21 protein-coding genes are annotated in these 21,546 nt (G+C 45.0%); 1 reads left to right on the top strand and 20 read right to left on the bottom strand.

Annotated features, from left to right (window positions below; all coding sequences use genetic code 11):
* Window positions 1–26: 26 nt before the first annotated feature.
* The 15 genes from ACOJUR_RS07885 to ACOJUR_RS07815 all read right to left on the bottom strand — a co-directional run bounded on the left by ACOJUR_RS07885 (window position 27) and on the right by ACOJUR_RS07815 (window position 15,015).
* Window positions 27–1,193, bottom strand: coding sequence for a YheC/YheD family protein (locus ACOJUR_RS07885; RefSeq protein WP_420949661.1), 1,167 nt, complete (start codon window positions 1,191–1,193; stop codon window positions 27–29).
* 66 nt (window positions 1,194–1,259) lie between these two features.
* Entirely contained in the window at window positions 1,260–1,799 is a 540-nt protein-coding gene (cotE, locus tag ACOJUR_RS07880) for an outer spore coat protein CotE (RefSeq protein ID WP_072875207.1), read from the bottom strand.
* Window positions 1,800–2,043: 244 nt separating this feature from the next.
* Window positions 2,044–3,000, bottom strand: coding sequence for a dipeptidase (locus ACOJUR_RS07875; RefSeq protein ID WP_420949660.1), 957 nt, complete (start codon window positions 2,998–3,000; stop codon window positions 2,044–2,046).
* 45 nt (window positions 3,001–3,045) lie between these two features.
* Window positions 3,046–3,306, bottom strand: a complete 261-nt coding sequence (locus ACOJUR_RS07870) for a stage V sporulation protein S (protein WP_072875205.1) — start codon at window positions 3,304–3,306, stop codon at window positions 3,046–3,048.
* 117 nt (window positions 3,307–3,423) lie between these two features.
* Window positions 3,424–4,200 carry a TIGR00282 family metallophosphoesterase gene (locus ACOJUR_RS07865; protein ID WP_420949659.1) on the bottom strand — a complete coding sequence of 259 codons (777 nt, stop codon included), beginning with the start codon at window positions 4,198–4,200 and terminating at the stop codon, window positions 3,424–3,426.
* A gap of 120 nt (window positions 4,201–4,320) precedes the next feature.
* Window positions 4,321–5,862 (bottom strand): ribonuclease Y, encoded by a 1,542-nt coding sequence (gene rny, locus ACOJUR_RS07860; protein WP_203114289.1) that lies wholly within the window; start codon window positions 5,860–5,862, stop codon window positions 4,321–4,323.
* 92 nt (window positions 5,863–5,954) lie between these two features.
* A complete protein-coding gene (locus tag ACOJUR_RS07855) occupies window positions 5,955–6,593 on the bottom strand; it encodes a regulatory protein RecX (protein ID WP_420949658.1) in 639 nt (212 codons plus the stop codon).
* Window positions 6,583–7,626: a recombinase RecA gene (gene recA / locus ACOJUR_RS07850; RefSeq protein ID WP_072874066.1), complete on the bottom strand. Its 1,044-nt coding sequence runs from the start codon at window positions 7,624–7,626 to the stop codon at window positions 6,583–6,585. The genes ACOJUR_RS07855 and recA overlap by 11 nt, the downstream gene beginning before the upstream one ends.
* A gap of 198 nt (window positions 7,627–7,824) precedes the next feature.
* Window positions 7,825–9,408: a DEAD/DEAH box helicase gene (locus ACOJUR_RS07845; protein ID WP_072874149.1), complete on the bottom strand. Its 1,584-nt coding sequence runs from the start codon at window positions 9,406–9,408 to the stop codon at window positions 7,825–7,827.
* Between the two features lie 90 nt (window positions 9,409–9,498).
* Window positions 9,499–10,749, bottom strand: a complete 1,251-nt coding sequence (locus tag ACOJUR_RS07840) for a competence/damage-inducible protein A (protein ID WP_420949657.1) — start codon at window positions 10,747–10,749, stop codon at window positions 9,499–9,501.
* Window positions 10,750–10,763: 14 nt separating this feature from the next.
* Window positions 10,764–11,354: a CDP-diacylglycerol--glycerol-3-phosphate 3-phosphatidyltransferase gene (gene pgsA, locus ACOJUR_RS07835; RefSeq protein ID WP_072874150.1), complete on the bottom strand. Its 591-nt coding sequence runs from the start codon at window positions 11,352–11,354 to the stop codon at window positions 10,764–10,766.
* A 131-nt stretch (window positions 11,355–11,485) separates the two neighbouring features.
* A complete protein-coding gene (locus ACOJUR_RS07830) occupies window positions 11,486–11,977 on the bottom strand; it encodes a YajQ family cyclic di-GMP-binding protein (protein ID WP_072874068.1) in 492 nt (163 codons plus the stop codon).
* Between the two features lie 50 nt (window positions 11,978–12,027).
* Window positions 12,028–12,987 carry a helix-turn-helix domain-containing protein gene (locus ACOJUR_RS07825; RefSeq protein WP_420949656.1) on the bottom strand — a complete coding sequence of 320 codons (960 nt, stop codon included), beginning with the start codon at window positions 12,985–12,987 and terminating at the stop codon, window positions 12,028–12,030.
* 86 nt (window positions 12,988–13,073) lie between these two features.
* On the bottom strand, window positions 13,074–13,871 hold the full coding sequence (locus tag ACOJUR_RS07820; RefSeq protein WP_242650274.1) for a DUF3388 domain-containing protein: 798 nt from the start codon (window positions 13,869–13,871) through the stop codon (window positions 13,074–13,076).
* A 97-nt stretch (window positions 13,872–13,968) separates the two neighbouring features.
* Window positions 13,969–15,015 carry a hypothetical protein gene (locus tag ACOJUR_RS07815; RefSeq protein WP_420949655.1) on the bottom strand — a complete coding sequence of 349 codons (1,047 nt, stop codon included), beginning with the start codon at window positions 15,013–15,015 and terminating at the stop codon, window positions 13,969–13,971.
* A 175-nt stretch (window positions 15,016–15,190) separates the two neighbouring features.
* On the opposite strand from ACOJUR_RS07815, the gene ACOJUR_RS07810 reads away from it, so the two are divergent.
* A complete protein-coding gene (locus tag ACOJUR_RS07810) occupies window positions 15,191–15,532 on the top strand; it encodes a hypothetical protein (protein ID WP_072874152.1) in 342 nt (113 codons plus the stop codon).
* 131 nt (window positions 15,533–15,663) lie between these two features.
* Here the strand turns inward: ACOJUR_RS07810 and ACOJUR_RS07805 are convergent, their stop codons facing one another.
* The 5 genes from ACOJUR_RS07805 to ACOJUR_RS07785 form a co-directional block, all read right to left on the bottom strand.
* A complete protein-coding gene (locus ACOJUR_RS07805; RefSeq protein WP_420949654.1) occupies window positions 15,664–16,242 on the bottom strand; it encodes a hypothetical protein in 579 nt (192 codons plus the stop codon).
* Between the two features lie 111 nt (window positions 16,243–16,353).
* On the bottom strand, window positions 16,354–18,843 hold the full coding sequence (locus ACOJUR_RS07800) for an FtsK/SpoIIIE family DNA translocase (protein WP_420949653.1): 2,490 nt from the start codon (window positions 18,841–18,843) through the stop codon (window positions 16,354–16,356).
* Window positions 18,844–18,953: 110 nt separating this feature from the next.
* Entirely contained in the window at window positions 18,954–19,181 is a 228-nt protein-coding gene (locus ACOJUR_RS07795; protein WP_072874073.1) for a YlzJ-like family protein, read from the bottom strand.
* Window positions 19,178–19,957 (bottom strand): ClpP family protease, encoded by a 780-nt coding sequence (locus ACOJUR_RS07790; protein ID WP_083574197.1) that lies wholly within the window; start codon window positions 19,955–19,957, stop codon window positions 19,178–19,180. Before ACOJUR_RS07790 ends, ACOJUR_RS07795 begins: the two co-directional genes overlap by 4 nt.
* 125 nt (window positions 19,958–20,082) lie before the next feature.
* Window positions 20,083–21,408 carry an NRAMP family divalent metal transporter gene (locus tag ACOJUR_RS07785; protein ID WP_072874074.1) on the bottom strand — a complete coding sequence of 442 codons (1,326 nt, stop codon included), beginning with the start codon at window positions 21,406–21,408 and terminating at the stop codon, window positions 20,083–20,085.
* Window positions 21,409–21,546: the final 138 nt, after the last annotated feature.

Genomic DNA, 21,546 nt, shown 5'->3' with positions numbered 1-21,546 from the left:
TGGTACTCCTCCACGTCATCATGTTGCTATTTGGAATTGGTTTGAGTAGAGGCGGACTGATGGAGGCCACCCGTTTCGTCATTCACCTCTTTAACATATTCAATCAGCTTGACTAGTGATAATTGCCGCGTATGTTTATCGAGTGCGCGTAACATTCTCCGCCCAGGCGTCGGATTGACTTCCAAAACATACAGTTTTCCATGATTCGAAAGCGCAAAATCAACACCCAGTTCCGCAAAGGGACCTGATTGTTTCTGAAACATTTCAAAAACCAATAACGCAGCTTTATCTATTTCTTCCAACACTCGCTCTGATTTTGTAAAGGATTCTCTGATTACTTGTTCTGCTGGAAAAGCTCGTGCACCTGAATGCAAATTGGTGGTTACTTGCCCACCCTCGCCCCGTCTGGCGACACGCGCAACCACCTGTGGTCCTGCACTGGATTGAATCATTAACCAGCGAAAATCGACCGGTCCACCTCGCCATTCAAGAAGAGGTATTGCCTCTTGCACAAGCGCATCCTGGAATTTATAACTGCTCCAAAATTTTAGCCATTTTCCATATGCTAAGTCTTGATGGCCTGGGAAACTAACTTGACGCAAGGAAGGTGTCGAAGTACGCTCGTCCCATGTCAAAAAGAGTTGACGGTTCTTCCACTGACAGCGAAAGACTCCAAGTCCTTGAGCGCTTCGTCTTGGTTTCAAGTAAGCTTTAGAAAAATGAGTCAACGCAGCCCATGCTTCACGCGCTGAAGAAACACATTCTGTTTCCGGAAGTAACTGTGCCGTCTGTTTGTCTTGCTGAAGCAGATGAACAAGTGTCCATTTATCGCTTTCTTCCACTAGCAGGGTATGCAAACATTGATCTTCACGCAGTTTTTGCAATTCCCGCTTAGCCAAAACAAACCTTGAGCGATGAAAAAATCCTGAACGGCGCAATACGACTGAAAAATTAGGCATCGCAACTTCTTTAAAAAGAGCAGGTCGTAACCGTTCACAGTAAAGTGCTGTTTGTGCTGTCACGCAACCTGGATATAAGATGTAGACCTCCACATCTCGTTCTCGACCGATCTCAATTAAATCCAAGACCAGTTGCGTCTGTTCTCCAAACGGACGCTTGCTGTTGCCTGTCTTCTCTAGATAAACGCCAAGTGTGGCATTGCCTGTTGACCAAGATGTCATTTTGGCTTTCATACCTCGGCCCTCCGATTGGTTTTCAAAAAAAAGGGAGGGCTATGCCCACCCCTGGTCGAAACCCTTTCAGTCTTCAATCTCAACCTCTTCGAGTATGCTGTTACTGTCACTATAAAACTCGTCATCCTTCTTGGAGGGTACGTTGTAAGTGACTACCGCCAGTTTGGTTTTGCCAACCACTTCGACACCCAGTTCTTTCTCAACTCTGACCAAGATTTCAGAACCATTTCCAGTTACAGTCGCATCCAAACAGTTGGGACTCTGCAAGACCCGCACTTCTACTTCGCGTGTGTCTTTCACACAGTCAGCATCGAGATCGCGCAAAGCAATCTGCTCAACATAGGAGACAGTGTCTTTGGCTACTGCAGTCTCAGAGTTATTGTTGTAAGAGTACCAAACATTTACGTCAAACCGTCCATGGACTTCGACATAGTCGCCAACTAACATGGCATCATACGTATGGTTCATGACCCAGCAGCCACCAATCGTAGTTGGACGATTGGCCGGATGCAGTGTGTAAGTAGTTTGTGAATACTTACTGCCTCGGCCACAGACCGCACTTGCCACGATCTCCCGATAGCTGAGGTCATCTCTTGAGAGCACCATGCGGTAACCTCCTCTGATCCTCTGATACCCCTGGTCATGTGGGCAGAGGACGTTCTTATTCTGGCGCTTCTTGGTTTTATAGACCGTTGCCCAAGCGCGACCACAGAGCATCCTATGCACGAACGCCCAGACCTGCTATCAATTCAAAAGATCAAAAAAAAAATAGGCGTACGCCTAAGCATGGGTTAAGCATGGGTATGGGACAATGACCATACTCTGAAGTTTGAGGATGCGCCTCCACCGTTTAGTGGATGGAGGCAAATTCAGTTTTGCGGCTGGGGAGTTGACGAGAGAGGAAATCCAAAAAGTTACCGTAGAGAATTTTTTCAGCCAATTCACGACCATATTCTTTGTCCAAACGTTCTGCCAATTTCGGATAATCAGAAACGGTTGCCAATCCTTGCAATGCATGACTGGTACCGTCAAAGTCTGAACCAAAGCCAAGATGCCGCTCGCAACCCAGTGATAAAGCGTGATCGACATGACGCATGAAATCTTCCAGCCCGGCTTCACTTTTTGCGACAAATGAAGCCTCAAAAGTAAGGCCAAGCCATCCATCTCGACGTACAATTTCTCTCACAGTATCATCTGTGAGATTGCGAGGATGTTCATGAATTTTACGCAAATTAGCATGTGAAGCCATAACGATGCCATTCGTTATAGAAAAAACGTCAAATGCACCGGCATCCGACAGATGAGCAATATCGATCCACATTTGCAATTCTTCCATCATACTTACTATCTGTTTGCCAGCTCGCGTCAACCCAGCATTACGCTCTTCCCGACAACCGTCTGCCAGAGAATTGGCTCCATTCCAAGTTAGACCCACACCTCTTACACCGAGCGAAAAAAGCGCTTGCAGAATCTCTGGTGAATCATACAGACAAGCCGCACCTTCCAGAGATAGAATGCCAGAATAAACGGGTTGCACGGAAGAAAATAGATCTTCTCGATAAAAGATGGGTTGTACATAACCCGTGTTGATCATCGTGCGCTGATATCTACCAATATCCTCTAAAACCTGACGCAATTGCTCTCCTGGGGATAACTGAGGATTGGCAAAAAGCGCAAAGACTTGCAGAGATACTCCCGCTTTTAAAGAGTCTTGATATCCAGCTTGCAAAAAGGAAGCCTCTGCATAAGTTGATGAGGCATTGCGTAGTTGATAGAGTACATCCGCATGCGCATCTGCAATTCTCACCCAGTCGTCTCCCCTTTTCACCTGCAAAACTTATGAGGCGATTCTTTAACGCGGTTCTACCAACAGGCGCATAGCTGTTCGATCTTCTCCATCAATTGTAATGTCAGCAAAAGCAGGTATACAGATGAGATCAACGCCACTTGGCGCCACAAATCCACGGGCAATGGCAACCGCCTTTACTGCCTGATTGAGCGCTCCTGCTCCAATCGCCTGGATTTCTGCTGCTCCATGTTCCCGCAACACGCCTGCCAAGGCGCCAGCCACCGCGTTTGGATTTGATTTCGCAGACACCTTCAATACGTCCATCATCCGTCCTCCTTCAATTCCTATAGGACATTATATCGATATTCGCCAGAAGGAACTGTATTCCTTTTTTGGGCGTTGGAAAGAAAAAACATGTGAGCTTTGTATAATCATTCTTATTTATTCCTCGTACTGTAAAAATGGTTCAATTGAACATGCTTTTCCTGTATGATCATCGAGTTCGATGAAAACGGAGCAAAATTGACGTCTTCCTGCTGCCACTTCGAATCGTGCTGGGCGATGCGTTAACATTCGTTCTAAAACACCCGTTCGATCCATTCCGAGAATCCCGTCACGTGGACCTGTCATGCCGAGATCAGTAATATAGGCAGTGCCTTGAGGTAAAATCCGGGCATCATTGGTAGGGACATGGGTATGCGTGCCCACTACAGCCGAAACTCGACCGTCCAGATACCAACCCATAGCTAACTTTTCAGAAGTTGCTTCAGCATGAAAATCAACCAGAACATGATGGATGGAAGGATGTTCTAATAAAATTTCATCAATCGCACGAAATGGCGAATCCAACTCGCTAATAAAAGCCCTGCCCATAGCGTTTATCAGCAGTACAGAAATCTGTCCTACCTTGCAAATGGTATAGCCGCGCCCCGGAGTCCCAAGAGGATAGTTAGCCGGACGCACAATGCGTTGATCGTGATCAATAAAATTTAGTAAATCTTTTTGATCCCAAGTGTGATTGCCGAGTGTAATCAATTCCACACCCGCATCGTACAACTCTTCAGCCGACTTACTGGTAATACCTCTACCGTGCGAGGCATTCTCACCATTGGCCACGATTAAATCGGGCTGATAGAGAGGAGCGTACTTGCGAATAATTTCGCCTGCGTACTCCCTACCTGGCTGTCCAACAATATCACCAATAAACCATATCTTCACCTGATCACTCCTCGCCAATAGGCGTGATTTTGCTCGTTCAAAGGTTGGTAGTGGAGTACAAAATTTGACACATCTTTGCCATAGCGTTAGGAAAAAAATAGAGTAGCCGTAATGGCCACTCTATTTTGCGTATTCCACGGCTCTCGTCTCTCGAATGACGGTTACTTTAATTTGACCCGGATAATCCAATTCGTTTTCGATTTTTTTGGAGATTTGCTTGGCTACGCGTACAGATTCCGCATCATCAATCTGCTCAGGCTTGACAATGATACGAATTTCACGACCCGCCTGTATCGCATAGCTTTTTTCTACACCTTCAAAAGACTCAGCAATAGACTCTAATTTCTCTAAACGTTTCATGTAAATTTCCAATGTCTCGCGTCGAGCGCCAGGACGCGCTGCGGAAATGGCGTCTGCTGCAGCAACAATAACAGAAATAGGAGAAATAAACTCGACATCTCCATGGTGTGCAGCAATCGCATTGATAACAATGGGATGTTCTTTGTAACGACGAGCTAAATCAACGCCTATCTCTACATGCGAACCCTCTACTTCGTGAGTGACCGCCTTACCTACATCGTGTAAAAGTCCTCCGCGTTTGGCTAACGCCACATCGAGTCCCAATTCAGCAGCCATCATACCAGCCAAATGTGCTACTTCTATGGAATGCTTCAAGACATTTTGACCATAGCTAGTCCGGAACCGCAAACGACCAACCAACTTAACCAAATCGGGATGCAGACCATGAACACCTGTATCAAAAGTCGCCTGTTCTCCCTCTTCACGAATGAGTTCATCAATGTCACGCCTAGCTTTTTCAACCATTTCTTCTATGCGCGCTGGATGAATACGGCCATCAGCCACCAAACGTTCCAGAGCCACTTTGGCAATCTCTCGCCGAACCGGATCAAATCCGGACAGAATTACAGCTTCAGGCGTATCATCGATAATTAAATCTATACCAGTCAAGGTTTCTAACGTGCGAATATTACGACCTTCACGACCGATAATACGGCCTTTCATTTCATCATTAGGCAGAGAAACAACGGATACTGTAATTTCTGAAGCGTGATCGACCGCACAACGCTGGACTGCAGCAGCGACTATGTCTTTCGCGCGTCGATCGGCCTCGCGTTTTGCTTCCTGTTCTATTTCTTTCATCAAAACAGCAGCATCATGACGAGATTCGCGTTCTACATCGGCCAAAATTAACTCTTTGGCACTCTCTCTGGTCAAGCCAGAGATGCGTTCCAATTCTCTGATTTGTTCCGCTTGCAACATTTCAATGCGAGAACGGATATTTTCCAATTCATTCTCACGAATTTTCAAACTCTCTGACTTTTGCTCCAAAGCTTCTAACTTGCGATCAATCGACTCTTCTTTTTGCAAAACTCTTCGTTCCAGCTTTTGCAACTCAGAGCGGCGATCTCTCAATTCTCGTTCAGCTTCTTGTCGAATGCGGTGCGCTTCTTCTTTAGCTTCCAGCAGAGCCTCTTTTTTACGGGCTTCGGCATCTCTTTCCGCCGACTCTAAAATATGCAACGCTCGTGATTCCGCACTGCCGATTTTATTTTCCGCCATGATTCGACGCAAAATATATCCTAAGAAGAAACCCAATAACAGAGCAACAATGGTAACCAATATCCATAAAGCTATATTCACTGAAAAAGCCTCCCTGCCCCATTCACACAGCCACAATTGAGCTGCGGAATCTAAACCACAATCGAGCTAGAGGCCGTAAAATATACGCAACCTTATATTATCGGTTCGTCCCAATCGTTGTCAAGAAAAGCGACACGCTTGGCAATATCGTAAGAAAATCCTTTTCTTTGCAAATATTGTATAAGTTTTCTTTTTAAATCCTGAGAATTATCTTTCGATTTTTTTCGAAGATATTTTTCCACAAGCAACTTAGCTGCTGCTTCTTCATCCCAATCTGAACAAACTGTGTCTAAAACACCACTTTGTATGCCTCGCTGTTTCAGTTTCATCATAATATAAGCGCGACTTTGTTGGGATTGATGTTGCTCAGCGTACATACTTGCATACCGTCTATCGTCTAAAAACTTGCGGTCTTGCAAAACTTTTAATACTTGTTGTATCTGTTCTTCTGGATACCCTTTTTCTTGCAAATATCGCTGTGTTTGAAATACTGTACGCATTTGATAGCGCAAATAGCGCAGAGCAGACTTCCAGATTTGGCTGAACGCCGCATGTTCCTGCAGTCTAGCTCTATCTTCGGCAGACAGACGTTTTCCCGAATAGAGATGGTAGTCTGAAACAATATGAACGGCTACAGTTAATGCTGTACCATCATCCAAAAGAATAGACACTAAGTCTGAATCCTCCGATCGAACAGAAACAACCATACTTTCTATTTCTTCAATCCTCATATCCGTCTACATCATCCGTTACAGACTGAAATAACTGGGCACTTTGTCCTACCTGAAAATGCTCTCTAATTTTCATTTCAATGGACTCCGCAACATCTGGATGCTCTTTTAAATACTGCTTGGCATTTTCCCTACCTTGACCAATACGCTCATCTCCATAGGAATACCAAGCACCACTCTTCTGAATAATTTCCAGTTCTGTAGCTAAATCAATTAAGCTACCTTCACGCGAGATGCCTTCACCAAACATGATATCCACATCAACTTGCTTAAAGGGTGGAGCGACTTTATTTTTAACCACTTTAATTCTTGTTCTACTACCTACAATATCGTTTCCCTGTTTTAGAGATTCTGCACGTCGTATTTCCAATCTTACAGAAGCGTAGAACTTAAGTGCGCGTCCCCCAGTTGTGGTTTCAGGATTCCCAAACATGACGCCAACTTTTTCCCGAATTTGGTTAATAAAAATACATATGGTTTTTGACTTAGAGATGGCGCCAGCCAATTTTCGAAGTGCTTGTGACATCAGGCGTGCTTGCAAGCCAACATGAGAATCTCCCATATCTCCTTCCAATTCGTTCTTAGGAACGAGTGCAGCCACCGAATCGACAACCACAATATCTACCGCACCACTGCGCACAAGCGCTTCTGCGATTTCCAATGCCTGTTCTCCTGTGTCCGGTTGGGAGATGAGCATTTCGTCAATATCGACTCCTAATTTGGAGGCATAGATGGGGTCAAGCGCGTGCTCTGCATCAATATAGGCAGCCTGTCCACCACGTTTCTGCACTTCCGCGACTGCATGCAAAGCAACAGTGGTTTTGCCTGAGGATTCTGGACCATAAATCTCAATGATTCTTCCACGCGGTAATCCACCTACACCAAGTGCGATATCTAATGCAATGGAACCTGTGGGAATTGTCTCTACATTCATTGAAGCAGACGCTTCTCCCAATTTCATAATTGACCCTTTGCCAAATTGTTTCTCAATTTGTTTTAATGCCATATCTAATGCGGCGCGCTTGTCTCCCATGCGGGCACCTTCCATTCTCAATTTCGTTATCTCTACTCTCAAAAATTCGTGAAACCTGATTTCTTTCCTGCACTCTATTGTATCAATCTCACCAAAGAATGCAAACATTTGTTCGCATAAAAAAGCAATCTGAGAAATACTCAGATTGCTGACTTAGTTCATCATGCCCAAGGAGGGAAGTTTTTTCGTTCAAATTGGTTAATGACGCACCCGCGCACGGGGTTTTGCAGGCTCCATATTGACTCGTGCCCCATTAATGCGCGTTTGTTTAAGCGCTTCATAAACAAACGGAGCAGACTCTTCCTCAATTTCAATAAATGTAAAGCGGTCAAAAATATCAATTTTTCCCACTGCTTGTCCTGGCACACCAGCTTCATCTGAGATGGCTCGAACAAAATCAGCCGGAGACATGCGAGCGGCCCTTCCAATGTTGACAAAAAAGCGAACCATGCCCGGCGAAGCACCGGTATCCCCAAAATCGTAATCCACCTGTTCTTCCGCTTGTAAATCACCTGCAGAAGCAATTTTTAGCAGAGCGCAGGCAATATCAATTGGATCATAATCATCAATGACTCGACCTAAAACAGCTCGATAATGGCCCAGTCCTCCATCTTGAATCGCCTCTATGACACGATTGCGCCAAATTTCTGCTTGACGTTCTGCCACATCAGCCAAAGACGGTACTTCACGCAATATCATACTGGATTTGGTCTCACGTTCAATTTGCTTGAGCAACTTAAACTCGCGAGGCGTTACCAAAGTAATAGCCAATCCTTGCTTGCCAGCCCGTCCGGTACGCCCGATCCGGTGCACATAGGATTCTGGGTCCTGAGGAATATCATAATTGATAACATGCGTCACATTGTCTACATCGATACCTCGTGCGGCTACATCGGTAGCAACAAGCAACTCGATATCATTGGTACGGAAGCGTTTCATAACGCGATCGCGCTGAGCCTGACTTAAATCTCCATGCAATCCGTCTACCAAGTAACCACGAGCAAGCAAAGCCTCAACTAACTCATCTACTCCACGCTTGGTCCGACAGAAAATAATCCCAAGTGAAACTTCTTCAGAATCGATGATTCGACAAAGGCTTTCCAGCTTATTGCGCTCTAGCACCTTGTAATAGACTTGATCGATACGCGGAACGGTCACTTCGCCGCGATTTACCGTCACATGTTCAGGTGAACTCATATAGCGACCTGCTAAACGGCGTACCTCGTTGGGAAACGTCGCAGAAAAAAGCAAAGTCTGACGTTGGTCTGGCGTTTCTTGAAGAATGGATTCAATATCTTCAATGAATCCCATATCGAGCATTTCATCAGCCTCATCAAGAACAACTGTCCGCACTTGACTGAGACGAAGCGTTCCTCGACGGATATGATCGAGTACGCGCCCTGGCGTTCCGATAATAATTTGAACGCCTTGTTGAATAGTACGAATCTGATGACCAATCGATTGCCCACCATAAATAGGAAGAGCGCGCACACGCTTATATTTAGCGATTTTCCGAAACTCACCTGCCACTTGAATAGCCAATTCACGAGTGGGCGTAAGAACTAACGCCTGCACGTGATGATCAGCACTCACTGTTTCTACGAGAGGAATACCAAAAGCAGCTGTTTTTCCAGTTCCTGTTTGAGCTTGTCCAATCACATCGACACCGGATAGAATCACTGGAATTGCCGCCGCCTGAATGGGAGATGGTTCTTCATATCCCATTTCATCAATTGCTTGCTGAACTTTCTTACTTAAATTAAACGCTGCAAATGAACTCATTTTCTCACCTTCCTGATTCTCCCCAACCTCGCTCCAAACATTCCACGTCCTGTTTGTATAGAACAAGCTGCCTCCCAAAAGGACCAAAGTTTATGAATGAAGATGTTGCCATAACCTCCACAGCGCCTGTTTGGCTGAACGTATCTGAATTTGTTCGCGAGATCCTCGCAAATGCAGGCTATACGCCTCGGATACGCCATCTAATCCTGCAACACCAATGTACACGGTGCCCACAGGCTTTTCATCGCTACCGCCACTCGGTCCGGCAATACCTGTTACAGAAAGCCCCCAATCCGCATCCAGCGCGTCTTTAACACCTTGCGCCATGGCAATCGCGGTTTCTCTGGAAACAGCTCCATGTTGAAGCAAAACTTGTGAAGAAACATGCAATATTTTATTTTTGATCTCGTTATGGTAAGCTACAACGCCACCACGATAGACTGAGGAAACCCCAGGTAACTGTGTAAGCATAGATTGAACAAGTCCACCTGTACAACTTTCTGCTACTGCCAAAGTCAATCCGCTATTGTGCAACCTGTTGACTACAGCACTTTGCAGATTCTCCTCGTCCACACCATAAATATAACCACCAAGTCGCCTGCGTATCTCCGCTTCCACTGGAGCGATTTTGGACCACGCCGACGACTCATTTACTGCACTCGCAGTAATGCGTAACAACATTTCCCCTTCTCCTGCGAGCGGGGCTACGGTAGGATTGGAAGTTGCGGTCAAATCCCGTACTTGAGCATCGACATCTGATTCCCCTATACCGCAAAAATGCAAAACACGCGAACGAACTACTTTTTGATTGCCAAATAACCGCTCCAAAGTTGGTATGACTTCAGTCAAAAGCATGGGATGCATTTCCAAAGGGGGGCCTGGCAAGAGAAAATAATGAATCCCTTCCTGCTCTACATATTGGCCTGGAGCCGTCCCATTGGGGTTAGCCAAAAGACGACCACCTTCAATACAGAGCGCCTGCTTGCGATTAGATTCTGGCATGGGCCGCTGACGCTTCGCAAAATAAGCTTCGACTTCACGCAACGCATTCTCATCCATAATGAGGTTACGTCCTAGATAATCCGCCAATGCTTCTTTAGTCAGATCATCTACGGTAGGACCCAATCCGCCTGTTACTATGACTACATTCGCACGCTGAGAGGCGATGCGAAAACTTTCGACTATTCGCTCAAAATTATCACCAACAGCAGTATGATAGTAAACATACAATCCATGCTTGGCAAATTCTTCAGAGATATATTGAGCATGACGGTTGTGAATCTGTCCCAACAATATTTCTGAACCTACAGCAATCAGTTCCGCCTCGCATGCGGCAGCCATAGAAACATCCATCCTTAGCGCGATTCATCTCCTGCCATCTGTGTCACCTGTTTGTTTTTAACAAAATAATCCACACCCGAAGCGACTGTCATAATGACCATCAGGTAAACCATTGCCTCATCAAACGGAAATCCAACGACGGAAAAAGGAAAATTGTTCAACATGAGGGCAATCATTGCAACAATTTGAGTCACAGTTTTCCACTTAGCCAGTTTACTTGCCGCAATTACAATGCCGTCAGCAGCTGCAACAAGCCGCAACCCTGTCACAGCAAACTCCCGACTTATAATAAGAATGGCTATCCAAGCAGACAGACGCTGCATCTCAACAAGAGAGATGAGTACGGCTGAAATCAGCAGTTTATCAGCAAGCGGATCTAAAAACTTCCCAAAATTCGTAATCATTTTCCGCTTGCGTGCAATATATCCGTCCAGGCCATCCGTTCCAGCAGCAATCATAAAGACAAGCGCCGCAATCATTTCACTGCCTGTAGTAGTCCGCCCATTAATGGTAAACGACCAGAATTGATAGTGAATCAGCAGTAAAAAACTGACGACCGGCACAAGAAAAATCCTGGCAAGCGTAATCCGGTTCGCCAGATTCAATCGCACACACGCCCCATTCGGACAAGGTATACCCGTAAACTTTCACAACAATCCGATTGTGTGAGTGAAAACAGAAACCCGAAAATACGAACGATTGCCACTCTATTGACTATCATACCATAAGTTTTGACTCAGCGGTAATTTGTAAACTGCAGGGCGACTGGCAAATCAACCTCCCGCAACATTGCAATCACAGCCTGCAAATCGTCGCGACTTTTTCCTGTCACGCGGACTTGATCTCCTTGAATTTGAGCCTGAACTTTCACTTTACTGTCACGAATCAGCTTCGTGATGGACTTCGCTGTCTCCTGATCGATTCCTTGTTGTAATTGAAAAGTCTGGCGTACGGTCCCGCCGGATGCTGCCTCTGTTTTACCTGGTTTCAACGCTTTTAAGGGAACGTCACGCTTGACAAGTTTACTCTGCAATACATCCAACAACTGTGAAAGTTTATATTCGTCATCCGAGACCAGGACAAGAGCATTTTCCTCAAGTCGAATCTCGCTTTTACTTCCTTTAAAATCAAATCGATTTTCAATCTCTTTCTGGGCTTGATGAACAGCGTTAGCCACTTCAGCCATTTCTATTTTAGAAACAATATCAAAAGATGCTTCTTTAGCCACAAAAATAACCTCCCGCAACTTCTTGAGTTCAGATTTCAACAGTCCTGACTTCAGGATTTTTGAACAATATCGATATTCAGCGGTTGTTGCACAGAAGGAAGCGCCACGGATTGACCGTCAATTTTGAGTGACGCACCCGGAACATTACCTACACGCAAAAGAATGTTACTACCTGTCCAAGAATGACTCGCACCTTGACTGAGTAAAAGACTAGAATTCACCATAGCCCCATTCACAGTCGCCTGCAGCCAACAGCCATTGGCAGCCGTTGCCGTAATCGTTACCTGCGTGGGTTTTGGCCCAGAAACAGTATAGGTCATAGCCCCATTTTGCACTGGAGACGACAAAATCGAGACCGTTGGCTGCTTGGGAAGATTCGTCGTTTGCCCATATGTAGCTTGACTCGTACTCGATGATGGATGAGATGTAGATGACTGATTACTGTGATTCGACAATGAAGTGCTCAACGCTGAATCCGCTGTTGTATAATTCATCGGCGAACGATTGGCCTGATCATTATGAAGCACCACAATACCAACGACAATAGCGGCCAGCACTACTCCTACGACCCCCGCCTGAAGCAACGCTCCACCTGGCAAGCTCGGACGAGTTCTGTTCATTTTGGAACGGTCGTTCTTTTGAGATGATGATTCAGAAGCATCACCCGTTCGGGAAAGTACTGTTTGCTCAGAAAAAGTCCGAGATTCTGAAGGTTCTTCTGTGGATTGCAAATTCGTTTTTTCTTTGATTGACTGTTCTCTGTGCACAGCATCCAACTCCGCCAGAAGAGCCATACCATCCATCTGCAAAAGTTCGGCGTACGTGCGAACAAAACCTCGCGCATAAACATCGCCAGGTAAAAAATCCCATTCACCATTCTCAATCGCCCGCAAATAGTGCTTGCGAATTTTCGTTTGCTGCTCCACCTCTTCCAAGCTGAGCCCTAGTCTTTCTCTCTGTTGCCTTAATTTTTCGCCCAGCGCCCGAACAGCAGCATGCATGAACAACATTCTCCTTTCATGTATCTCTTCTATTCACTTCGCTTAAACACCGCGTCAGTCAGAGACGTTATCATCCTTGACAGATGAGGGTGAATTTACTCATTCCAAGCAGCCGCCTGACGCTCATATTCATCGTAACGAATTTCTTCACTAGGTTCGCGACGCAATTCTATAACATAATCAAACAAATCCCAATTATATCGGGAATGACGGACAAAGATATCAGGGTGCTCGATCACGATAGGGGCATCCAAACGCAGTACCTCCTCCAGGCAGGCCTGATGTTCTTCATCGCCGCGAAAACAGGATACAGCCCCATCAATGATATAGACAAATTGATCATTAAGGAAATCGGCTGGCGGCAAATTGCGTAAGATAGTTTGTTTAAGCAACGTCGATGAAACAAAAAACCAACGTTTATTGGCATATACACTTGCAGCCACAATCGATTCCGTTTTACCTACTCGCGGTTGACCGCGCAGTCCTACAATCTGCCTGCCCGGACGTTTTAACAATTCACCTAAAAAGTCAACCAACACACCGAGTTCGTCTCGCACAAATCGATACGTACGAGTCTCAGCATCACTGCGTTCTATAAAACGACCGTGTCTTAACGCTAACCGATCGCGCAAAGAAGGGGGACGTAAGGCATCTAATTCAGCGTCTTCAATAGAGGAAAGCATGGTCTTGAGTGCTTCAATACTCTCTTCCTTATCTGTTAAAATCAAAAATCCACGGCGTGATTCAGAAACTGCTGCTAACTGGACAATATTAAACCCAAGCATCCCCAGAAGCGAAGCTACATCTCCCAACAATCCTGGACGATTTTTAAGAATGTGATATTGAAAATACAATTCAAATTTTGCTTGACTTGCGTCTGTCGGCAAATCCACGCTATTCCCTCCCTTTACCAAACTTGAATGACATATAGCAAAAAGAAACGGCGAGCAGTGCGTACATATGCAACCTAACCCTAAATTTTGCAGTCCTTTAGGAACCACTTTGAATGAAAGGATTCCAAGCTGCTTGCAAATTTCCGGGCAATTTTGACCACGCGACGGAAGGATTCAATTGACCATCTATAATTTGCCCGATTAATTGATGAGCCGCTTGAATAAGGCTAACTGGCAACATTTTGTCCTGAAGAATGACTAGGTGCGGCGTGACTACTGATAGGACACCTGAAGTGGGCAAGTCATTTTGCTCATATCGCTGAAGCAATTCCGGCAAAATTGAAGGCCCTGGGAAGCCAAACGCAGCTACATCGTTTGAGGCAGAAAGTGGCGCAGCAGACAGATGGTAGACGAGTGAATGGCTTTGCAATAGCCAGGATTGCGCAGCCGAAGACAAGGTTCCTGCCGCAAGTACAAGTTGTGGCGCCGGCAAACTGGTCTGGGATGGAAAATACACAGATTGGTGTGTACTGCGTTGGGTGGATGGAATATTTTGTAAAATAACGGAACATTTAGGATTAGCTTGATACACACCCGCCAAAGCAGCAGCCATTGCTGCGGCAGAAGGTTGAGAGCTAATTCCTGCTAAAAGGCCAATTTGTGGCATCGCTAGAAAGCGGCTATTGAGCCCGGCCAAATACCCCACTACATAAGCAGCATCTACTTCTGACTCCTTCACTGTCAACCTCTTCCCATGACCTGTCGAGGCGCTGAGAGGAACTAAGGCCAACGGTCCTTGACTCGACCCTACATCCGCATTTCCCCATTGTCCAACGACGACTGCCAAACCTTGCGGAGCTTTTTTATGAAACTGTTGAATTTGCCCTATCAACTGATGAACTTTGACAGACTGGACCCATACATCAAGATTAGATTTTTCCGCTTCATAAACTGCTTGAGCCGTAGTCCAGCCTTGAGTTGAAGATGTAATAAAGATTTCCGCAGCTTTTTTACTGACACTCGGTTTCATATGGCTAATATCTGGAGCTCCACAGCCGACAGCCAGTCCCGAACATACTGCTATAAAAGTGAAGAATAAACTTTTTCGCACTCGAGAATGAAAAATGCATTTTAAATGTTTCATTGGTTAATTGTAGCACTCCATTTTTCCCTTGTCAGTCCAATTCTGGATTGACAACACTAAAATCATGATCACCTATCAGTTTAACATGATTTGCAGTAAATTTATTTCTCGTCTTTATCTTGCCTTTCTTTATGCTGTTCGTGATAATGAGAGTAGGAAAGGATGAATCTGTGTGATGAATTATAGTGGCGGAGACCACTTGTCTGTCGCCAAAGCTCTCTATCAGTTAGATTTTTATCTTCAACAATTAAACATGGATATTCGTGTACGCGACTTGTATGAACGCGCCTATCGAGAAAAACGCGGTGACCGATATGATGATCGATGGTTGCAGGTATTGGACGAACACCTCGAGGTACGCGACTCCCTGTCTGAACCTTTTACAACCCAAACTATTCTAGAAGTTCTCATGCGTACTGGGCATGAACCACTTGTCCGCAGTCTAATGAGAGAAATACGTCGCCGTAAAATTGGCTTTACACACATCTATCTGATTGGCCGCTCCTCTCGACGTTAATCTACAGGATGAAAGAAAGCCAGCATTGCTAAGGGACACGCCAATGCTGGTTTCCATTCTCAAGACTCTATTTTCTTATCAGAACTATTCATGCATCATCCAACTGACATGGAATACTATCCTACCCTTGCTTATCCTAAGGAACTTGCCTGGTACCAAAGTTCTGTTGTCCCACTTTGCAAATTTGAAGGATCCTCCTCTATATCATGCAACATCGCCTGCCAATTACTACCCTCTTGGCCAGCAGTTACAGCCGCCAACGCTTCATATTCTATTTTTCCCATACCAGCTGTGGCTACCAATTGACCATTGACCATGACGTCAAGTTCCGCCTGTCCAACTGGTAATCCAGATTGATAGACGGCTTGAAAATAAGTCATAGCCCAATTACCCAGTTGTTGTGAGGAGACATTATCCAACGTGGGAGGAGTTGATATTTCTGCCGAAACATCCAGTTGCTGATGATTGGCTGATTGAATGACAAGATCGGTTAGATACGGGACAGGAGAAAGCGCTTCTGCCAATTTTGCGCGCACTCCTTGCGGAGGATCGGCAACAGAAAATAATGACTCATTTGCAGATTGGGTTTGAGACGGCGATTGCCCTACAGAAAGTTTACCGATAGATCCCGTATTCTTTGCCCATATCCAACCGCATCCCAAGATACTCAAAACAATAAAAAACGAAAGCCATTTACGAAAGCTGTTCAAAAGGAGATCGCCTCCGTCCTCATTCATCAACCTATCAGAAGGATCCAGGTATGGAACGCCTCCTGAATTAAGATTATGTATGGTGACGGACAAGCATGACTGCTTTTAAACTTATGGATTCTCCGACTTATGAACCGAACGCAAGAAATTGGAATTTTTCATTTCTTCCCACTGCAGTTTGCTAATGAGTAAATCGCGCGGTTTACTTCCTTCAAATCGACCGACAAAGCCTTGTTGCTCCATTTGATCGACAATCCGAGCCGCTCTTGAATAACCAACTCGAAATCGCCTCTGTATCATGGAAACAGAGGCATGACCATTATCCACAACGAGATCCATCGCATCTACAAATAGCGGATCTAAAGGAGCATCCGTAACGGCTTCTTCCGATTCTTCAGGAATTTGTAAATCAACCGTATAAACAGCATTTTGCTGTTCTTTGACGTATTCCACCAAGCGTTCAATTTCTCCTTCAGACACAAAAGCTCCCTGAACGCGAGTCGATTTAGGCGCTCCTACTGGCCAATAGAGCATATCACCACGTCCAAGCAATTTTTCAGCTCCACCGCTGTCCAAAATCGTACGAGAATCTGCCATAGAAGAAACTGCAAAAGCAATACGGCTAGGTATATTAGCCTTAATGACTCCCGTTATAACATCTACAGATGGTCTTTGTGTGGCAACAATCAAATGAATGCCTGCAGCACGCGCCATTTGCGCAATACGACAAATTGCATCTTCGACATCCCCTGGAGCCACCATCATTAAATCAGCCAACTCATCAACAATGACAACAATATAAGGAAGAGCATCGAGCCCTTCTTCCTGTAACAACTGGTTGTAGCGCTCAATATCTCTTGCACCGCGATCGGCAAATAATTTATAGCGGTTCTCCATCTCCTGCACAACTTTCTTTAGAGCGAAGGCTGCCTTACGCGGATCGGTTACTACAGGTGCTAAAAGATGCGGGATACCATTGTAGCCATTCAGTTCAACCATTTTGGGGTCAATCATCATAAACTTCACTTCATGCGGTTTAGCGCGTACGAGTAAAGAGGCAATCATGCCGTTGATACATACGCTTTTTCCCGATCCGGTAGCACCTGCTACCAATAAATGTGGCATCTTTTGAAGATTGCCAATGATAGCATTGCCAGCTATATCGCGGCCGAGCGCAATTGCCAACTTTGACTCATGCTTTTGAAATTCTTCTGATTCAAGCACTTCGCGTAACGTTACAACTGCAATCTCCTGATTAGGAATTTCAATGCCAATGACAGATTTACCCGGAACAGGAGCTTCCATACGAATACCTGATGCCGCTAATGCAAGCGCAATGTCATCAGTCAAACCTACTATCTTTGAGACTTTTACACCTGCAGCAGGCTGCAACTCATAACGGGTTACAGTAGGTCCTCGACTGATTTCCAGAACTTTAGCATGTACACCAAAACTCTCCAAGGTAGCTTCTAATTTACGCGCATTTTCATGTGCACTTTGTTGATTGAATCCCGATTTTGGAGATTGCGGTAATGTAAAGAGATGAAGCGGAGGTAGACGGTAATTCTCATCATGCACTGGAACACCGACCGTATAAGGAAATTCTTCTTCAACTACTGGAGTGCGTCCAGATAAACCTGCGGACGCACCTCCTTGAGATGCACTTCTTTGAGATTTTTGCAAATGAGCAGGTGGTAACGGCGATATTAGTCCATCTGATGCTTTAGATTCTGCTGCTTCAACAGCTTTCTCACGCACTTGTGCAGCAAAATCACGAACAATGGGTCTTTGTATAGAATGTTTTTCCTCAGAACCAGCATTCTTTTCAAATCCAGCTTCTGAATTTTTATCCGTTGAACCCGCTTCAAAAATTTCTCCATCAATGATGAGCTGAGGTCTACGGCGACTCTTTTTCTCATTTGAAGGTGTTGTTTCGAGAGTGGCTGGTTCATTATCTGTATCTTTTTCGAGCAGAACATTAGCAAATTGACGACTGCCTTTCCAGAGATTATCCAGACGTTTTTCCATCCATCGGGTACCTCTTTGAACTCCTTTAACCAATGATTTCTCTGTAGTCAATGCAGCTCCCAGCAAAACAGCAATACCTAAAATCAAAAGCGTACCCAGTGTGGAAAACAGATAGTGCAAGACAGAAAAACAAGCATAGCCAATTAAACCACCACCTGCAGCTGGAACTGTCGTTCCATCAAGACTGCCTGTCAAAACATAAACGCGCAAAGACTGAAGTGCATGCAGTGTGGCCGAATAGAGCGGGACCGTACTGTCTGGCGGAAGAGAGGCGGCATAACTTTGAAAGAAGAAAAATTCCATTCCTGTTAACCATGTCAGAAACAGAATCAATAGGCCGATGTGACGATGGTTCCAAACAAACGAAGTACGTTTGACCATCATAAACAGGGCAGCGTAGCCTATAAAAATAGGGAGTAAAAAACTCCATGAACCTGCCAAATAAATAAAAGCGACATCAACATACCGTCCAACCAAACCTAATTTGCCAAGTGCAAGAGCAGAGCCTGTCAACATGGCTAGGCCGATGGTTTCATATTTTAAAACTTCTCGACGCTGAACTCTTTTTCCCATGCAGAACCTCCTGCATGTGGATAACTACTATCCGCATGCCTTGTAACATTCTCGAAACAAGGTGGAGATTCCTGCAAACAAGGGAGACAATTCAATGATTTACAGATAACTCAGATGGTGCAAGTATGCAGTGGAATATGCATTCCTGGCGATAAATCAGAACGCAAAAAATCCTTTGGACGCATGGATAAAATTCTCTCAACACGAGCTAACCCATTCTCTAGCGGCTCAACCAACAGCTGAATTCCTTGATACTCGACTTTCTGTAATCGAACGCTGTAACTTTCCAACATGTTGTACATGATCTCTTCACAGTCTGCGACGGTCCACAAAATCATTGTTGCATCACTCCATCTGTTGCAATCGTTGGATTCCAAACAGAAGCATTTTGTTGCATCAATTCACGAAGTTTACGAATAGCTTGTCCAAGCCCACCAATTTCATCAACCAAGCCATAAGCTACCGCATCTCGTCCTACAACTGTCGTTCCAATATCACGCGCCAATTCACCTGTATTCAACATAAGCTTACGAAAGACAGATTCACTGATATGCGAATGCTGTACAACAAAGCGAATGACACGCTCTTGCATCTTCTCTAAATATTCAAATGATTGGGGCACGCCAATGACCATGCCTGTCAAACGGATAGGGTGAATCGTCATTGTAGCTGTTTCAGCAATAAACGTATAATCACAGGATACAGCAATCGGAACACCGATCGAATGTCCGCCGCCCAAAACAAGCGAAACTGTTGGTTTGCTCATGCTTGCAACCATTTCGGCAATGGCTAACCCAGCTTCAACATCTCCACCAACAGTATTCAAAATCAACAGTAATCCTTTAATGTCCTTGCTCTGTTCAGCAGCGACCAATTGCGGAATGATATGTTCGTATTTGGTCGTCTTGTTTTGGGGTGGCAGAACCATATGTCCCTCAATCTGACCAATAATAGTAAGACAGTGAATATCACTATCTGAGAGCGGAACGTCTGTTTCACCAAATTTCTCAATACTCTGCTCTGTCATACCAATTGGATGACTTGCTTGCTCTTCCTGGGGATTGGATTGCGGGATATTATTTTTGGAACTTTGGCGATGATCAGCCAGACTCATGTTGGAATCACCCTCATTATCCCGGGCCTAATGATGGTTTGCGCTGCAGAGCGGGCCCATTTTCAACCAGCCATAGTATCTGGCTTTTATCGCCAAAGCATACTCCCTTTCTCGATAGCTCCCACCTAGAAAAATGTTTGCCAGAAAGTTGCCAAGGTTAATCCACAAAGCAGCGTGACCATTAACCATCCCCACACACGACCAAATATTTTTGTACGATACTGACCCATGAGACGTTTGTCACTTGTCATTACGACGAGAAAGATTAATAACGGAGTCATCAAAATGCCGCCAACAACCTGTGCAAGAATGGATAGAAAGTCGAGTGGCAGATGCGGTACCAGAATGGCTAAAGCGGCAAACAGCAAACTGCCAATGTAAACGGCATAAAATTTTGGTGCTTGACGCAACGTATCATTCAGGCTTTTTGACCATCCGAACAATTCTGAGATACTCCAAGAAGAGGATAGGGATACTGTGATTGATGCCAAAAAACCAGCATCAAATAAACCAATTCCAAAGAGAATAGCTACCCATCTTCCATAACTGTGGTGCAACGCGTCAATGATTTGTGCTGGACCTGCACTGCTTACATTGGACATATGCCCAAACAAGGAAGCTCCAACAATAATAATGCCAGCAGCTACAATGACCTGAACCAAACAACCAAATGCTGTATCAATCCGTCCTAGAATTAGTTCTCGTGAACTGACGCCCTTATCAATCGTTCCACTACCTTGGAAGAAAATCATCCAGGGAGCTATGGCATTACCCACCGTGGCAATCACAAACCAAATCACACCCCCACGAAGACTGGTGGGTACATTCCAGGCTACAAAGGCGTGGCCAATCGATGCCAGGTTGGGATGAGTCATACCCGCTACTACTAGAAAAACAACGTTTAGTGCACCAACCAACAACGCAATGCGTTCTTTTGTAAAATATCCTGTGAAGATGGCAAATGAGACAATAAAAACGAAACAGATCAGATCACTTAACCAAAGCGGCAACCCTAGCAATGTCAATCCTGCTGTCATCCCAATAAATTCAGTAACCAAAGTCAGCAAATTCTCGAATGCAAGAGTAGTGATATGATAAAAACCCCAAAACTTACCATATCTCCGTAGCGCTAACCTTGAGAATCCTTCTTGAGTAACCGCTCCAAGGCGCATGCTCATTTCTTGAACTGTAAAAGTTAGGAATGCCAGACAAAGAACCAAAGGTATAAACAATCCAATTCCGAATTGCACACCTGTTGCCGCATAGGAAATCACCCCGCCTGCGTCATTGTCTGCCAAAGCTGCCAACAATCCCGGGCCAAGCAATGCCCAAAATATCCAGATATATCTTTGCCAACCATGTTTACGTTGCGCCATCATTTCTCGAAACCGTGATCGTTCCAAATTGCTTTGCGACGTTTCCAAATCATTCGGAATGATATTGCTGTCCATTGGAAAACCTCCATTCCCTGTAGGGCCAATCAAGCGGAGCTAGCAGAAGGTTTGAGTGACAAATTTCTCAAATATCTACACTACTTCAACCGGTGACGACATATTCTATACAGAGGCTGTTGCAAATGTGCCGATGTT

This window comes from Alicyclobacillus tolerans (assembly GCF_048984885.1).
GTDB lineage: Bacteria > Bacillota > Bacilli > Alicyclobacillales > Alicyclobacillaceae > Alicyclobacillus_I > Alicyclobacillus_I tolerans.
Note: the sequence above shows the minus strand (reverse complement) of the source record. Positions and strands in the feature narration are given on the sequence as shown.

Bases quoted from the DNA above. Each gene is read 5' to 3' on its own strand.
- cotE (WP_072875207.1), bottom strand. From the start codon at position 1,799: ATGGTGCTCTCAAGAGATGACCTCAGCTATCGGGAGATCGTGGCAAGT.
- ACOJUR_RS07785 (WP_072874074.1), bottom strand. From the start codon at position 21,408: ATGGACAGCAATATCATTCCGAATGATTTGGAAACGTCGCAAAGCAAT.
- recA (WP_072874066.1), bottom strand. From the start codon at position 7,626: ATGGGAGACAAGCGCGCCGCATTAGATATGGCATTAAAACAAATTGAG.
- ACOJUR_RS07825 (WP_420949656.1), bottom strand. From the start codon at position 12,987: ATGTTGTTCATGCATGCTGCTGTTCGGGCGCTGGGCGAAAAATTAAGG.
- ACOJUR_RS07810 (WP_072874152.1), top strand. From the start codon at position 15,191: ATGAATTATAGTGGCGGAGACCACTTGTCTGTCGCCAAAGCTCTCTAT.
- ACOJUR_RS07815 (WP_420949655.1), bottom strand. From the start codon at position 15,015: ATGAAACATTTAAAATGCATTTTTCATTCTCGAGTGCGAAAAAGTTTA.
- ACOJUR_RS07795 (WP_072874073.1), bottom strand. From the start codon at position 19,181: ATGATTTTGTGGACCGTCGCAGACTGTGAAGAGATCATGTACAACATG.
- ACOJUR_RS07800 (WP_420949653.1), bottom strand. From the start codon at position 18,843: ATGGGAAAAAGAGTTCAGCGTCGAGAAGTTTTAAAATATGAAACCATC.
- ACOJUR_RS07845 (WP_072874149.1), bottom strand. From the start codon at position 9,408: ATGAGTTCATTTGCAGCGTTTAATTTAAGTAAGAAAGTTCAGCAAGCA.
- ACOJUR_RS07885 (WP_420949661.1), bottom strand. From the start codon at position 1,193: ATGAAAGCCAAAATGACATCTTGGTCAACAGGCAATGCCACACTTGGC.
- ACOJUR_RS07870 (WP_072875205.1), bottom strand. From the start codon at position 3,306: ATGGACGTATTGAAGGTGTCTGCGAAATCAAATCCAAACGCGGTGGCT.
- ACOJUR_RS07840 (WP_420949657.1), bottom strand. From the start codon at position 10,749: ATGGCTGCCGCATGCGAGGCGGAACTGATTGCTGTAGGTTCAGAAATA.
- ACOJUR_RS07790 (WP_083574197.1), bottom strand. From the start codon at position 19,957: ATGAGTCTGGCTGATCATCGCCAAAGTTCCAAAAATAATATCCCGCAA.
- ACOJUR_RS07855 (WP_420949658.1), bottom strand. From the start codon at position 6,593: ATGAGGATTGAAGAAATAGAAAGTATGGTTGTTTCTGTTCGATCGGAG.